Source organism: Moorena sp. SIO3E8 (assembly GCF_010692445.1).
Taxonomy (GTDB): Bacteria; Cyanobacteriota; Cyanobacteriia; order Cyanobacteriales; family Coleofasciculaceae; genus Moorena; species Moorena bouillonii.
In genome coordinates, this window is the sequence record NZ_JAAHHM010000158.1 from 1 (window position 1) to 13,469 (window position 13,469).

At 45.4% G+C, this 13,469-nt stretch carries 16 protein-coding genes; 7 read left to right on the top strand and 9 right to left on the bottom strand.

Going from position 1 to position 13,469, the window contains the following annotated elements; all coding sequences use genetic code 11:
- Nucleotides 1–266 precede the first annotated feature (266 nt).
- Complete coding sequence (locus tag F6K46_RS33765) at nucleotides 267–545, top strand: hypothetical protein (RefSeq protein ID WP_293060520.1); 279 nt, start codon at nucleotides 267–269, stop codon at nucleotides 543–545.
- 631 nt (nucleotides 546–1,176) lie between these two features.
- Here the strand turns inward: F6K46_RS33765 and F6K46_RS33770 are convergent.
- The 7 genes from F6K46_RS33770 to F6K46_RS33800 all read right to left on the bottom strand — a co-directional run bounded on the left by F6K46_RS33770 (nucleotide 1,177) and on the right by F6K46_RS33800 (nucleotide 8,628).
- A complete protein-coding gene (locus F6K46_RS33770) occupies nucleotides 1,177–1,926 on the bottom strand; it encodes a peptidylprolyl isomerase (RefSeq protein ID WP_293060518.1) in 750 nt (249 codons plus the stop codon).
- A gap of 853 nt (nucleotides 1,927–2,779) precedes the next feature.
- On the bottom strand, nucleotides 2,780–2,902 hold the full coding sequence (locus F6K46_RS33775) for a hypothetical protein (protein WP_293060516.1): 123 nt from the start codon (nucleotides 2,900–2,902) through the stop codon (nucleotides 2,780–2,782).
- Between the two features lie 360 nt (nucleotides 2,903–3,262).
- A complete protein-coding gene (locus F6K46_RS33780) occupies nucleotides 3,263–4,843 on the bottom strand; it encodes an HlyD family efflux transporter periplasmic adaptor subunit (protein WP_293060514.1) in 1,581 nt (526 codons plus the stop codon).
- Nucleotides 4,844–4,867: 24 nt separating this feature from the next.
- Entirely contained in the window at nucleotides 4,868–5,014 is a 147-nt protein-coding gene (locus F6K46_RS33785) for a hypothetical protein (RefSeq protein ID WP_158069876.1), read from the bottom strand.
- Nucleotides 4,995–5,180 carry a hypothetical protein gene (locus tag F6K46_RS33790; protein WP_293060512.1) on the bottom strand — a complete coding sequence of 62 codons (186 nt, stop codon included), beginning with the start codon at nucleotides 5,178–5,180 and terminating at the stop codon, nucleotides 4,995–4,997. Before F6K46_RS33790 ends, F6K46_RS33785 begins: the two co-directional genes overlap by 20 nt.
- Nucleotides 5,181–5,213: 33 nt before the next feature.
- Nucleotides 5,214–7,991 carry a peptidase domain-containing ABC transporter gene (locus F6K46_RS33795; protein ID WP_293067535.1) on the bottom strand — a complete coding sequence of 926 codons (2,778 nt, stop codon included), beginning with the start codon at nucleotides 7,989–7,991 and terminating at the stop codon, nucleotides 5,214–5,216.
- On the bottom strand, nucleotides 7,984–8,628 hold the full coding sequence (locus F6K46_RS33800) for a helix-turn-helix domain-containing protein (protein ID WP_293067537.1): 645 nt from the start codon (nucleotides 8,626–8,628) through the stop codon (nucleotides 7,984–7,986). Before F6K46_RS33800 ends, F6K46_RS33795 begins: the two co-directional genes overlap by 8 nt.
- 442 nt (nucleotides 8,629–9,070) lie before the next feature.
- Here F6K46_RS33800 and F6K46_RS33805 point away from each other — a divergent pair, with 442 nt between their 5' ends.
- Both F6K46_RS33805 and F6K46_RS33810 read left to right on the top strand, forming a co-directional pair.
- Entirely contained in the window at nucleotides 9,071–9,226 is a 156-nt protein-coding gene (locus F6K46_RS33805; protein WP_293036912.1) for a hypothetical protein, read from the top strand.
- 84 nt (nucleotides 9,227–9,310) lie between these two features.
- A complete protein-coding gene (locus tag F6K46_RS33810) occupies nucleotides 9,311–10,120 on the top strand; it encodes a DUF4382 domain-containing protein (protein WP_293067540.1) in 810 nt (269 codons plus the stop codon).
- Between the two features lie 91 nt (nucleotides 10,121–10,211).
- Here the strand turns inward: F6K46_RS33810 and F6K46_RS33815 are convergent, their stop codons facing one another.
- The gene (locus tag F6K46_RS33815) at nucleotides 10,212–10,355 is read right to left on the bottom strand and encodes a hypothetical protein (protein ID WP_293067542.1); all 144 of its coding nucleotides are present in this window, start codon (nucleotides 10,353–10,355) and stop codon (nucleotides 10,212–10,214) included.
- Nucleotides 10,356–10,405: 50 nt separating this feature from the next.
- Here F6K46_RS33815 and F6K46_RS33820 point away from each other — a divergent pair, with 50 nt between their 5' ends.
- Nucleotides 10,406–10,900, top strand: a complete 495-nt coding sequence (locus F6K46_RS33820; RefSeq protein WP_075905495.1) for a carboxypeptidase-like regulatory domain-containing protein — start codon at nucleotides 10,406–10,408, stop codon at nucleotides 10,898–10,900.
- Entirely contained in the window at nucleotides 10,887–11,564 is a 678-nt protein-coding gene (gene cbiM / locus F6K46_RS33825; protein ID WP_075905497.1) for a cobalt transporter CbiM, read from the top strand. The genes F6K46_RS33820 and cbiM overlap by 14 nt, the downstream gene beginning before the upstream one ends.
- 75 nt (nucleotides 11,565–11,639) lie before the next feature.
- Here cbiM and psaK read toward each other — a convergent pair whose 3' ends face one another.
- Nucleotides 11,640–11,930, bottom strand: a complete 291-nt coding sequence (gene psaK, locus F6K46_RS33830) for a photosystem I reaction center subunit PsaK (protein ID WP_081431422.1) — start codon at nucleotides 11,928–11,930, stop codon at nucleotides 11,640–11,642.
- Between the two features lie 744 nt (nucleotides 11,931–12,674).
- Between psaK and F6K46_RS33835 the strand changes: the two genes are divergently transcribed.
- A complete protein-coding gene (locus tag F6K46_RS33835; protein WP_075905499.1) occupies nucleotides 12,675–13,001 on the top strand; it encodes a TMEM165/GDT1 family protein in 327 nt (108 codons plus the stop codon).
- A 21-nt stretch (nucleotides 13,002–13,022) separates the two neighbouring features.
- A complete protein-coding gene (locus F6K46_RS33840) occupies nucleotides 13,023–13,310 on the top strand; it encodes a TMEM165/GDT1 family protein (RefSeq protein ID WP_008179209.1) in 288 nt (95 codons plus the stop codon).
- Nucleotides 13,311–13,469: the final 159 nt, after the last annotated feature.

Genomic DNA, 13,469 nt, shown 5'->3' on the forward strand with positions numbered 1-13,469 from the left:
GGAACAGGGAGTAGGGAGTAGGGAATCGGGAATCGGGAATCGGGAATCGGGAATCGGGAATCGAGAATCGGGAATCGGGAATCGGGAATTTAGAATTTAGAATTTAGAATTTAGAATTTAGAATTTAGAATCGGGAGTAGGGAATCGGGAAAAAATCCTGTGTAGCTCATTACTATGAGAACCGCTATAAGCGCGTTGATCATACTTATAGCGTTTCTAGGATTTATGAGGTACGCTTTTCAACCTCAAAGTCCCCGTTTATAAGGGTGACCAACGGGGGATCCCTTTGTACCTCATGGGATAGAGAATTGCTATATGAGGTACAGTCAATTTTCTTACCCCGTCTTGATGCAAAGCGCAAGTGGGGAGGGGCTGAGTGGGTCACCTGTGTGCGCACCTGTCTTGATGCAAAGCGCGAGTGGGGGAAACCCCCAAGACTATGCTGCATTGCTGTAAGCCCCATGGCAAACCTCTTTGGCGGCGCTCAATCACTACTCCCGACTCCCGATTCCCGACTCCCGACTCCCGACTCCCTAAAAAAATAGACACAACATCTCCCCGTTAATCACTTTCCTCTCGTTGAAATGAAAACTTGAAAAAAGTGGTATGGGGAGAGACTGAGATCAACAGGACCATCGAAGCCCACTCCTCAAATTAAATAGCTAGATAGTATTTAATTTGCTGTTAGTAACTGTATTACTAAATTATTTAATGTTGTAAGCTATCAGCTATCAGCTATCAGCTTCTGAATAAAAGAGGTAACCTCTGAGTTAGGGGCGTTGCTTAATAATGGCATGATTTTAAGAGTTTTGTATAATGGGCATCTTGGTAGAATGGGCATCTTGCCCGTTATCAATCTTTTGGGTCGGGTAGGATGCCCACTAATCTCTATTCATTCCTTAATTCAGCAACGCCGATAGTTGAATGCTTACTCATGATTTATTTGGTTTTGCTATAGCATCTCCAGTTGATTTGTGAAAAAAGCACCCCATTTAAATCAGACTTTCAGTTAGTCTTGCCTTCACGAATCCTTTAGAAACGCTCTAGTTAACCCTCTAGTTAACCAAATAACCTCTAACCTTCAACCTTCAACCAAATAACCTTCAACCTTCAACCTTCAACCTTCAACCAAATAACCTTCAACCTTCAACCTTCAACCTTCAACCTTCAACATTATTAAACCTTCACTTCTCCAACGTCTATCGTCACCTGCTCGCTCATCATCTTCGACTCCAACCACTGCTCAAACAACTCCGACATAATTTGAGTCCGCAACCCTTGATCCAACTCAGGTTTAATAATCTCTTCCACATAAACCAAACGCATTACACCACCGGCAAAAATTGGTTTCAGTAACTGCGGGGGAGTCGCCGCAAACACAGAAGCCGACAGCTGGGGTATAAAATCCTGGCGCTGCAGGAGTCCGCGATAGCCCCCAGTGCGCCGTAACTCCTGATTCTCAATGTGTTGATGAGCCACATCAAAAAAACTCGTTTCCCCTTCCTGGATAGCGTAGAACAGTTCCATTGCCAAATCCTCATCATCTATCGGAACTTCATATATCACCACCTTTTCATAATCCCACGAGTTTTCATAGAAATAGGGTTCCACCTTATCCTTAAACAGATGCTCCGCCAACTTCCCCGACAGCAAGTTGTAGCGAATCATTTCTTGATAATCCTCCAACGACAAGCCATGGTAGCGCAGCCACTCCCAGGTCTGATCCGAACTCTGGAGGTGATTCAGAACCCGGAAGTTATCCGCCGCCTTCTGCAATTCCTCTTCCGTTGCCTCAATTCCAAAATCTGCCACCACGGACATGATAGTTTTGTGTTTGACAATCTTTTCCACCAGTTCGCGCATTTGGCGGGATAGCTTCAGTTCCTGAATCACATCGGTTTCGGTAATCGTAATAGGTTTAGACATAATTTACTCCGTAATTAGTAATTAGTAATTAGTAATTAGTGATTAGTGATTAGTGTAAGCTATCAGCTATCAGCTTAAGCGCTACGCGCACGCTACGCGAACAGCTATCAGCTATCAGCTATCAGCTTAAGCGCTACGCGCACGCTACGCGAACAGCTATCAGCTATCAGTTAATGGGTCACAGGCTAGAAGCCTGTGCCACGCTACTTGATGTGCTTATGGGCTATGAGTAAGCTACGGAAATTTTGAATAAAACAGGTAACCATTCGTTTAATCTGAGTTGCTGAAGGCTTACTGATTAATTGGTAGTATATAGCTTTTTATTGGAAATGTAAACAGAGGATTGATATCAAAAGGTAACAGGTAACAGGGAATAGGTAACAGAGACTAGGGAGGGTGCATCTCATTTTTGTAAATGTTATATAGGGTGCGTTAGGGAAGGAAACTCCCTCATTTTTAGCCTCGTAGCCAGTGTTGAGACAGCCCGCCTGGAAATGAAACGGGCAAGATGTCCATTCCACCCACCGGGTCAAACAGCTTTAATTAGATGCACCCAACAGGGCAGTCGAAAAAACTCCTGTTTACCTCATTGCTTTAATTGATAAACACCCTTACAACCATTGCTATAGGATTCGCTTTTTTTGAGATTATTAAAATTAAACATCTCTAGCTTTATAGCATATTATAAAACTGGAAAGTTGTTGATAAAGATTAAGTAAAATATATTCATTACTGAAAGAATTTAGGGAGTTAACCCCAACCCCAGTTGGCTACCTGCTTGTAAGGGGTGATGACCTTACCCTTAGACCAAAAAAATGGTGGGTTTTGATAAAGATTGCGTAAATGATATAGCCTAAGGACAGGCAAGAGGCAAGAGGCAAGAGGAACCCACCCCTAACCCCTCCCAGGAGGGGAAGGCAAGAGGCAAGAGGCAAGAGTTAATCAAGTAGCGATGCATCGCTTCTCTATAGCCCACACCCGGTCACCCACTAAGGCTAATAATGCTTACAATAATGCTGCTTGTCACCCCATAAGCTATATAGCGTTTGCATTTGAGATGTAAATCTAGCAGGTCTTTTTTTTCTTGGAAAATAAAACTGCGGATCTCTTTCCCCTCCTGGGAGGGGTTAGGGCGTGTTTTCAAAGTTTTCCGCAAGATTTAGATCCCCCCCAGCCCCCCTTAAAAAAGGGGGGAGCCATAGTCAAAGTCCCCCTTTTTTAAGGGGGATTTAGGGGGATCTCCGAGTTTGAAGACACACCCTAGGGGTGGGTTCCTTTTGCCTCTTGCCTCTTGCCTTTTTCGGCAATTCGTGTGTTTACAACCCAGATACAAATGCTAAAGTCCTATTCCCCCCTTCTGCAATTGCTTAAACGGATCAAGAATCAAATCAATAATCCGACGCCGTCTAACAATTACTTCAGCAGATGCAGTATCCCCCGGACGCAAAGGAATACACTTATTCCCTGAGTCAATGCAGTCTTTTTTCAGGGCAATGTTTAAGCTATACACCGCTATCCTGCCCTGAGGCGTATCCACCTCCTCTGTAGTGGGAGAAATGCTGGTAATTTCCCCGGCTAGCACCCCATAATCTTGATAGGGATAAGCATCAAACTTCAACTTTACTGGTAGCCCAGTTTTCAAGGAACCGCTTTCCTGTGTTGTCATGTGGGCCTTGAGACTTAAGGAAGAATTCTCTGGGGCAATTTCTGCTACCATCATTGCTGGCTGCACCACTGAACCGGCACCAGAAATCGGCAAATCAAATATTGTCCCATTTACCGGAGATTTGATCACCCGTTGAGACAACTGAAACCTTAACCCCTCGATCTGACTCTTATTCTGAGCAATATCAGCCTCAAGTCTAGAAATTTCTGCCTCCATATTTTTAAAATTCTCCTCAGAGCGAAGTATAGCCAATTTCCCGGCTTCGACTAAACCCTGATAACTTTTCTGTTGCTCCCGTATACGCAATTGCGCCTGTTCAATCTCTGATTCGGTTTGGCGCAAGGTGCGCTCATAAGTACTTTCTCGCTCTGTTAACCGTAACTTCGCTTGCTCAAGGTCTGATCGGGTTTGTTGATACAACCGTTGCCGATCTTGAGCCATATCTTCCCGGTCTACCAACTGAATTTCCGAAACAATCCCCTCATTAAATGCATCTCTAAACCGTGCCACCTCCCGCTTGGCATTTTCCATGCGATTTTCCATTAGATTATAGGCCAGTTGACTATGATCTAGCAATTGCTTGGCCTGATTTAACTGAGCTAATTGTTCTGTTTTTTGTAAATTATAAGATTTCTTAAGGGCTCCTAAAGTTTGTCGCACTTGTTCAACCTGGGCCAACTTCTCCAACTGCTGGGCTTGATTTTGTTGCTCCTGAGTTTGAAGGGCGATCGCTAACTGATTTTTCATCAATTTTAACTGATTAAGCTGATTTTGTTGACCTTCCAATCGCTTTTGGGACTGCTGGATCTCAGTCTGGACTAAGTCCGATTCTAGTTCAACTAAATTCTGCCCAGTTTTTACGGATTCTCCTTCCTTTACATAAAGTTTAGCTACAGTTCCCATCACAGAGGAATCTAAGCGAATCGTCTTATCTTGGGGTTCTAGTCGTCCCCTAGCACTTCCAGTTTCATCGATTTTAAAAAACATTGTCCAAGGAACAAGGACACTAATACATATTACCAATAAATACAACAATCCTCTAGTCCAAGCTTGGGGTAGACTATCGAGAAGTTCTTTGGTAGCAAAAGACCAATCCTCCCTGGAGTCATCTTTCTTCAAAACCTCTAGCTTAGGAGATATTTTCTGCTTAATCTGTTTAGCATTCTGGAGTTGAGGAGACATTAAATCCTGTTCAATCTGTTTAGCATCCTGGAGTTGAGTCGCAGTTCTTCCATTCGATGAATTAGTCATTTGTTCTTTATTATTTGTAATTTTTTATATAGCAAAAGCAACAGGGAACAGGAAACAGGGAACAGGGAGTCGGGAGTCGGGAGTCGGGAGTCGGGAGTCGGGAGTCGGGAGTCGGGAGTCGGGAGTCAGGAAAATCACAACCGTTGCTAATCTAACTCTCCATCTCCCCATCTCCCCACACCTCCCAAACTTCCCACACTTCCCGATCTCCCCATCTCCCCACACTCCCCCATCTCCCGATCTCCCCATCTCCCCATCTCCCGATCTCCCCATCTCCCCATCTCCCGATCTCCCGATCTCCCCATCTCCCCATCTCCCGATCTCCCCATCTCCCCATCTCCCCACACTTCCCACACTCTCGACACAGGGATTACTGGGTTACCGTGACCTGTTGTTGGTTTAGGTAATAGAAATGTCCGCGCTTTTCCATCAATTCCCGATAAGTTCCACTCTCAATTAATATTCCTCTATCCATCACTAAAATTAAATCGGCATTGCGAATTGTTGATAAGCGATGAGCAATTACTAATGTCGTCCGTCCCTTTAAAATTGTATTTAAGTTTCGCTGAATAATTCGTTCTGATTCTGGATCTAAATGAGAGGTAGCTTCATCTAAAACCAACAATTTGGGATTGCCCATCAGTGCTCGTGCGATCGCAATCCGTTGTCGTTGTCCCCCGGACAACATTCCTCCCCCTTCCCCGATCTGAGTCTCATAGCCCATAGGCAAGTCTTGAATAAACTCATGGGCTCCTGCTAATTGGGCCGCTTTGATCACCTGCTCTAAATCAGCGGAAGGATGACAGAGGCTAATATTTTCCTGAATGGTTCCCCCAAACAGGAAGGTATCTTGGTCTACTACTCCCATTTGCGATCGCAAGGACTGTGTCGTTATCGACGTAATATCCAATCCATCAATCAACACCTTACCATCGGTAGGGGGATAAAACCCCAACACCAACTTAGAAATCGTCGTTTTCCCCGAACCACTGCGTCCCACTAGGGCTACCATTTGCCCAGGCTTGACCTCAAAACTAAGATTTTCCAGTACATTGATATCACTGTCATCGTGATAGCGAAACGTGAGATTTTCAAACCGAATATGACCCTGGAGTTGACCTAAAGTTATCTTATCTTGCTGCTGTAAATCCTCCTCCGGTTCGGCATCAAGGACATCATTAATCCGTTCCACAGAAATTAAGACCTCCTGAAGCTTATTCCATACCACCGTCAGGCGTTGGAACGGAGACGTAAATTTCCCTAGCACCATATTAAAGGCTACCAACTGTCCAATGGTTAACTGGTCGTTAATCACCAGGGACGCCCCAAACCACAGCAAACCGGTACTTGTCACCGCTTCCAGAGTACCACTCACCATTTGCAGCTGAGTATTAAACACATGTCCAGAAAACCCAATCTTGATGGATTTATTCAGCAACTCCTCCCAATGCCAGCGCACCGTCTGTTCTACCGCCGAGGCTTTCACGGTTCTTACTCCAGACAGAGCTTCAATCAAATAACTATTCTGCTTAGTACTGGCATAGAAAATTTCCCGAGAAATCCGTCGTAAAAACGGTGCGGTCACCAATGCCAAGATCGAAAACGGTGGTACAATCACTAGCGCTACCAGTGCCATCTGCCAGTTGTAGGAAAACATCATGCCCCCATAGATAAAGACAGTGAGCAAATCCAGCAGAATCGACAAGGTCTCACCGGTCATGAACTGCTCAATCTTGCGGTTTTCCTGCACCCGTGATACGATGTCTCCTACATAACGAGATTCAAAGTAACTCAAGGGCAATCGGAAGGTATGGCGAATAAACCCCACTATCAGGGCCAAATCAATCCTTTTCGCCGTGTGAACCAGCAGATACTGCCGCAACCCTGTCATCGCCACCCGGAAGAAGCTAAACAACAGTAATCCCAGCACTACTGTTGTTAAGGTTACCTGTGAGCGCTGCACCACCACTCGGTCTAGAATCAACTGGGTGAAAATGGGCGTAACCAATCCAAACAGCTGGAGAAATATTGACGCTATCAAGATTTCCACCAGCATCAGCCAATGAGGCTTAATTAACTCAAAAAACTGCCAGATAGATGTAGAGGACTCCTTAGTATCCTTAAACTTTAGGGTCGGTTCCAGTAGCAGGGCATAACCGCTCCAATCCTGATTAAACTCGCGATGGGTGAGAGTGCGTTGCTCAAGAGCTGGGTCACATACCACCACATGGGTTTTAGTAATCTCATAGACAACAATAAAATGTTTCCCCTCCCAGTGAACAATTGCTGGTAACTTCTGCTTCGCCAACTCATCGAAACTCGCTTGCACCGGACGAGTGGAAAAGCCAACACTTTCCGCAGCAAAGCACAGTCCTCGCAGGGATGCTCCATCCCGGTTGACATTGGCCAACTTCCGCAAGCGATTTAAACTAAACTGCTTGCCCCAGTAGCGAGACACCATCACCAAACAGGCTGCACCACAATCGCTAGCACTCTGTTGAGCATAAAATGGATAGCGCCTACTCACCCGTTGAAACCAATGTCCCACACGCTGAGCAGGATGAGGGAAGAAAGCTTTCTTGATTTTTTTCTGGGACTTGGTTTTTTGAGGGGATCCAGAGGTGAAGGGAGTGGCGGAGTGAGCTGAGGTAGGATTTTGCGTTCCCGTAGCGGCTCTTTCAGAGGATCGCATTTGGCACTGGGAGTCTCGCAATTGTGCTGTATTCCACAAATGGTCTCGGATTTGGGGATAGCGATCCATCAGAGCCAACACCACATCCGCTGGTAAAAAGCACAGCTTCAAATTCACTGAAGCTCTAGCCAAATAGGGCTCCAAGTCAACTTCTGGGAACAAGGTCAATTCGCCAAAAGACTCCTCAGTTTCCAAGGTAGTGATTAATTCACCTGCCCCATCGAGTAGTCTCACCTTACCAGCGATAATGATATAGATCCCAGCATTACTATTGGCATTACTATTGGCATTACTATTGGCATTACTAGTTCCTGCGTGCCAAAACTTGCCCACCTTAGGCTCTTTGAATTGACATCGTTTTAGGACGCGCTGGAATTCTGATGGAGACAGAGAATATCCCAGAGTCTTGCTCAATTGTTGAGGAGAAATTATTGGAGCAGATGAACTTTTAACCATTGGTACTCAGGGTTATCCTATTTGTGTAAGAGAGCATAATCGCTGAAGAATCAGGTAGAACAGCCGATTGCAAGTCATGAATCATAATGCTAACCCCACTCATCCCATTCTCAGTCGTCTTTGACTGAGCCTTACTGGATTTTCTCGGTCGAGTGGACAATCCCATCTCTTTGAGCAAGCGATTCACATGGCGAGGGGTAATTTCAACCCCCAATTCCTTAGCCAAATGCTTACTCAACCAATGAGCTGTCCAGCGCCGAAATGAATAGCCACAGTCCCTAGGACTCTGTTTTACCAGTTCCTGTAACCGTTCAAGATATTGCTCATTAACCGCCTTAGGGCGACCAATGGGATTATCCTGCCAATTGAGTGCTTGACCAGTCCGAGCCATCAGGATCCAATGCCTAGCTGTCGCTGGGCAACAGCCTAAGGCTTGGCGAATTTCAGCTTGAGATTTCCCCTGATCCGCCAGCAGCATAATTTGAATACGCTGACGGTATTTTTCTGATATATCCAATTCCAAACTTTTTTGCAGAAGTTTTTGTTGAAATGGGGTTAAATATCTCCCTGTAGTACTACCTGCACCCTTTTGGTCAGCTCGTAATTTATCTCGTAATTGATGTCCTAAGATAGCCATAACTAATGGGTCTGTTGATTATCGCTTCATCCTCAAGTTGACTCGGTCATAGTTTGCCACTTAAAGCTTATATTTTTGATTGGCAAACTAAATTAATTGATAATTTAACCTGTGTTAATTGCTTTCGTTGCGGGTTATTTTGCTAAGTAATTAGTCTACATGATTAGTTTAAAATTAGTCTACATATTTTTTTTTATAAATGCTAAACTTTATGAACAATTCATGAATTTATAGGAACTATTTTGATGACCGTTAGATAGGCTACTTGGATCTACAAATAACAGAAAAAACCGCTATTTTTATATAAAAATCATGTTAATCTTGAGGAAGATTCTGTGAAGTTAAACTGAAAACTGCTCAAAATCAACGGATAATATTATTTTTTTTTAATAAACCTCAGCCATTTGTATTAAAACTATCAGCTAAATTACTGAAAATAGTGATGTATCCCGGGCGCGGGGGTGTGGGTCGAGAGGGGGGAGTGTGGGAAGTTTGGGAAGTTTGGGGAGATAGGAAAGTGTGGGCAGATGGGGCAGTGTGCAGTGGGCAGATGGGGGAGAGGGGCATTGTAAATTACCCCAAAACTGAGTTTTATTAAGTTTTGTATACTAATTAAGGTAGAAGCGAAGGTAGAAGCGATCGCATAATCATGATCACAAAGGTGCAAATATGGGTAAATATAATGGTTATAGCTGTAATTTGCCTCTCAGGCTGTAGTGATGGTAAACCAAAGAGCGAGACTAAGCCTACAGCAGGGAATGGCAAGCTGCAATTTCGGGCTAACGGTGAAGACTTTGTCCGACAGGGCTTTATTTCCAAAGACAGTTGGCAAATATCTTTCGATCGGGTTTACATCAACCTAGCGGACGTGACCGCTTACCAAGCTAACCCTCCCTATAACCCCGATAAAGTAAAGGAAATCTCAGTCGAAGAGAAAATTATCCTCCCCAATCCCAAAACCATCGATTTAGCGGAAGGGGGAGAGGATGCCGAGCCAATTCTGATTGCTGAGATAGCTGATGCACCAACTGGTCATTACAATGCTCTTTCCTGGAAAATAGTCAAAGCCAACACTGGTCCAGCAATGGGTCAAACCCTAGTGATGGGTGGTAAAGCCAGTAAGCAGGGACAAACCATTGATTTTGTGATCAAACTTGACCAAGAGATTGAATACCGCTGTGGTGAATTTGTCGGTGATCAGCGCAAAGGGATTCTAGCCAAGGATGGGGAAGCGGACATAGAAGCTACCTTCCACTTCGATCACATTTTTGGCGATAGTGATGTGACCGCCAATGACCCCCTCAACACTGGTGCGATCGGATTTGAGCCATTCGCTGCACTAGCTAAGGACGGCAAACTAGAGGTGACAATGGCTCAGCTTCAATCAGCACTCCCAGCTCGCACCTATCAGCAGCTTACTCAAGAGATTCTGCCTAACCTAGGTCATGTCGGTGAAGGTCACTGTACATCCATGCCAATTTCCAGGTCATGACCTACCCAACACCCTTACTCCAAACCCCAGAGTCTTTTAACCTAGAGTCCTTATCCAGACAAGAAAAAATCGAAGGGTAGTGCTATAAAAATCAAACCTGCTCAGCTCTGACCAATCGCGCTTTGCATGACTCTTGAAGAGGGGGAGAGTGGGAGATTGGCAGAGGGTCAGAGGGATTGAGGAGTTTTCCCGTTCGCGTAGCGTGGCCAAAGGCCTTAAGTAGAAAATATGCCAATTAAATGCACACTAGCTTAACAGTCAACACTCAACAGTCAAGAATTAAGGATGAAGTGGAAAGGTTTGATGCTACTGAGCCTGGTTTCTGTCTTGAGTTGGTCAGTTAATGCTGAGGCTCACGGCACTAAGCTTGAATCTAAAACTATCCAGGCCATTGAGATTAATGCTAAATACGACACTGGTAAACCGATGTCTAATGCCCAAGTAACCATTTATGCTCCCAATAATCCTACCACTCCTTGGCAGACAGGGACTAGTGACACCAACGGCAGGTTTATCTTTGCTCCCGATTACGCTCAGCAGGGAAATTGGACAATTCAGGTGCGCCAAGCTGGTCACGGTGGCATGATTACTCTTACTCTTGGTGAAGAGAATTCTGCTGTAGCGGGTCAGTCATCAGCAGCGGGTAACTACCTAATGAGCTCATCAACCAGTCCTACTTACACCCCTGTTCAGAGAATGCTCATGGCAGCTGCTGGTGTCTGGGGATTTGTGGGTACAGCACTCTTTTTCTTAGGGAGGAAAACTAATGCACATTCCTGATGGTATTCTCCCTGCTTCTGTCTGTCTTGCTGGTTATGCAGCTACTGGTGGACTCACTTGGTATGCCCTACGTCGAATTGATCAACATCAAAACCCCCAGGAGGCAATTCCCAGAGCGTCCTTACTGACCGCTGCCTTTTTTGTAGCATCCTCAATTCACCTCCCCATCCCACCAGCGAGTGTCCATTTCGTCCTGAATGGCTTGTTAGGGGCAATTTTAGGTTATTATGCCATTCCTGCCATTCTGATTGGTTTGTTCTTTCAAGCAGTTATGTTCCAGCATGGTGGACTCTCCACCCTCGGGATAAATGCAGCGATGATGGGAATATCAGCAATCTTGGCTTATCACCTGTTCCAATTGCGGCGCGTGTTTGGTAAAGGCAATCGAATTGTTACTGCTATCTTCAGCTTCTTGGCAGGTGCTGCTGGCTTGGGAGTGGCGACGCTAATATTCTTCGTCCTAGTCATTACCAATATTCCTGCTACTATTAATGTGGCAACAGAACGGACAGCAATTTACGGGCTAATGGTTGCCCATATCCCCCTGATGGTGATCGAGGGGTCGTTTTCAGCGGCAGTCGTGTTATTTTTGCAGCGAGTTCAACCAGAATTGCTAGGGGAATCGGGAAGGGGAAGCAAATACGATATCAAAACTCAAAAATGATTTTCGACTAATTAGGGCTTCTCCCACTGCCCCCTCTCCCCTCTCTTCCCCTGGAGCCAAGTTCTTTTTCAGACCTTACAAAACACCACTAGTGGCTAGACCTAAGATGACACCAGCGCCTAGGATGTGACCCAGGCTAGTAGTTGCCAACAGTTCAGGGATGCCAAAATTGGCAAACAGTCCAGAGGCACCGGGTAAAGCTGGGCCTTGACCGGGGTTTTTGATGGCAAAGCGACCAACAGTAATCGCAAACAGATTACACAAAATCATTACTATCCCCACTGTGGGACTCCACTCTGGGGTCACCGGAACAGAGGTTTCCACAGCAGCTAACAAAATTGAGTTAATCAATGTAGTTTCTCCCATATTTGATAAATTGATCAGCAATCAAAGCAATCATAAGAATTTTCGGGGAGAAAAATCTCAACTTGTTTTAAGAATTTACATTTGGAGATTTCAGAGTGATCACAGCCTCAGAATTTATGGAAATTCCCACAAGCCAAAACCCCGCGTTTTTAAACCACCGGATGTAGGCTCGCTGCGACTTTAGTCGCCTAGACACAATTTTGCCAAAAAAGGTTGACAATACATGCGCGCTAGAGTATTAGTTAGATATGGGTACAGGCTGCAAATCCGTTCGCGTAGCGTCGCCTTTGGCGATGGCGCAACCGGGAGAGAGACCCGCCACTGCTTGACCTTAAAGAAGAAATGCCCGGAGGGTAGGGAAAATCCTCCTTAAAAACCCAATCATCAACTAACAATTGGTGTGTGAACCCAGCAAGATCACATTTTGAGAAAAGAACGGTACGGCGGGGCACGCCGAAACCAGGTGAAACAGGGAAGCAACGGACTTCATAAGGCACTTCTCAAAAAGTAACCGAACGCTTAAGGAGACTAGCCCGCTGGGTCTTTCGTAAACTGAACTAGGATCTTGGTTTTGACGGGATTTCGGTTTAGGTATTGCCGCAAGGATACGTTCGCGAAGCGTCGCCTACGGCGAAAGGTTTAAGGCCGGTCGTAGATCTAAGAATCCCCGTCTTTTTAAAGCGGGGAGTGTCAAGCAAATTTTGGTAAATTGTATAGAGTACCTATATCTTGAGCAGTTTTCCAGTGACTCAATCTGACCAGAGTCAGCCAGTAAAAGCAAAGCAGATGGCTGTATGGGGAATCTTTAGTTCAACCTTCCTAACCATCTTTCTAGCGGAGATGGGAGACAAGACCCAATTGGCCACACTACTAATCACTGCCGAATCCCAGTCTCCATGGATTGTGTTTGTTGGTGCTGCCGCAGCACTGATATCTACTAGTTTGCTAGGTGTACTGATTGGTCATTGGCTCGCTAAGCGCTTCTCCCCTGAGATGATGGATACTGCTGCCGGAACACTTTTACTGTTTATATCAGTTATGCTTCTTTGGGACGCAATCAAACTGAATTAGTTATGAATTAGTGATTAGAAGATGGATTGGCAATTACTAGGACTAAGTTTCCTAACTGTATTTTTAGCTGAAATTGGAGACAAAAGCCAATTGGCTGCGATCGCACTCAGTGGTAGTCTCAATTCCCCCCGTACTGTGTTTTTGGGAACTATAGCGGCACTGATACTTGCTAGCTTTCTGGGTGTAGTCGCTGGGGGAGGGGTGGCTCATCTATTGCCTACTCGTCTACTAAAAGCGATCGCAGCCATTGGCTTTGCTTTGATGGCATTACGGCTATTGTGGCCTTCAGAAGGAACGGTGGAGGATTAATCCACCCCCCCTCAGAGATTTTCAGGATTGAACCTCCCCACCCGTCGCAGGGATGGGGATTCCCAGGCACAGCCGTGGGCGACTGTTATCGACCTGGGCGTGACTTTCCCGCGCACCGAACGCGCCCCGCGTGGCCTATGGCCAGGGTAGCTGAGTAGG

Coding starts and splice junctions, on each gene's coding strand:
- psaK (WP_081431422.1), bottom strand. CDS start 11,930: ATGGGAGAAACTACATTGATTAACTCAATTTTGTTAGCTGCTGTGGAA.
- cbiM (WP_075905497.1), top strand. CDS start 10,887: ATGCACATTCCTGATGGTATTCTCCCTGCTTCTGTCTGTCTTGCTGGT.
- F6K46_RS33785 (WP_158069876.1), bottom strand. CDS start 5,014: ATGGGGAGATGGAGAGTTAGATTAGCAACGGTTGTGATTTTCCTGACT.
- F6K46_RS33800 (WP_293067537.1), bottom strand. CDS start 8,628: ATGGCTATCTTAGGACATCAATTACGAGATAAATTACGAGCTGACCAA.
- F6K46_RS33770 (WP_293060518.1), bottom strand. CDS start 1,926: ATGTCTAAACCTATTACGATTACCGAAACCGATGTGATTCAGGAACTG.
- F6K46_RS33790 (WP_293060512.1), bottom strand. CDS start 5,180: ATGGGGAGATGGGGAGATCGGGAGATGGGGAGATGGGGAGATCGGGAG.
- F6K46_RS33810 (WP_293067540.1), top strand. CDS start 9,311: ATGGTTATAGCTGTAATTTGCCTCTCAGGCTGTAGTGATGGTAAACCA.
- F6K46_RS33840 (WP_008179209.1), top strand. CDS start 13,023: ATGGATTGGCAATTACTAGGACTAAGTTTCCTAACTGTATTTTTAGCT.
- F6K46_RS33795 (WP_293067535.1), bottom strand. CDS start 7,991: ATGGTTAAAAGTTCATCTGCTCCAATAATTTCTCCTCAACAATTGAGC.
- F6K46_RS33805 (WP_293036912.1), top strand. CDS start 9,071: ATGTATCCCGGGCGCGGGGGTGTGGGTCGAGAGGGGGGAGTGTGGGAA.
- F6K46_RS33780 (WP_293060514.1), bottom strand. CDS start 4,843: ATGACTAATTCATCGAATGGAAGAACTGCGACTCAACTCCAGGATGCT.
- F6K46_RS33820 (WP_075905495.1), top strand. CDS start 10,406: ATGAAGTGGAAAGGTTTGATGCTACTGAGCCTGGTTTCTGTCTTGAGT.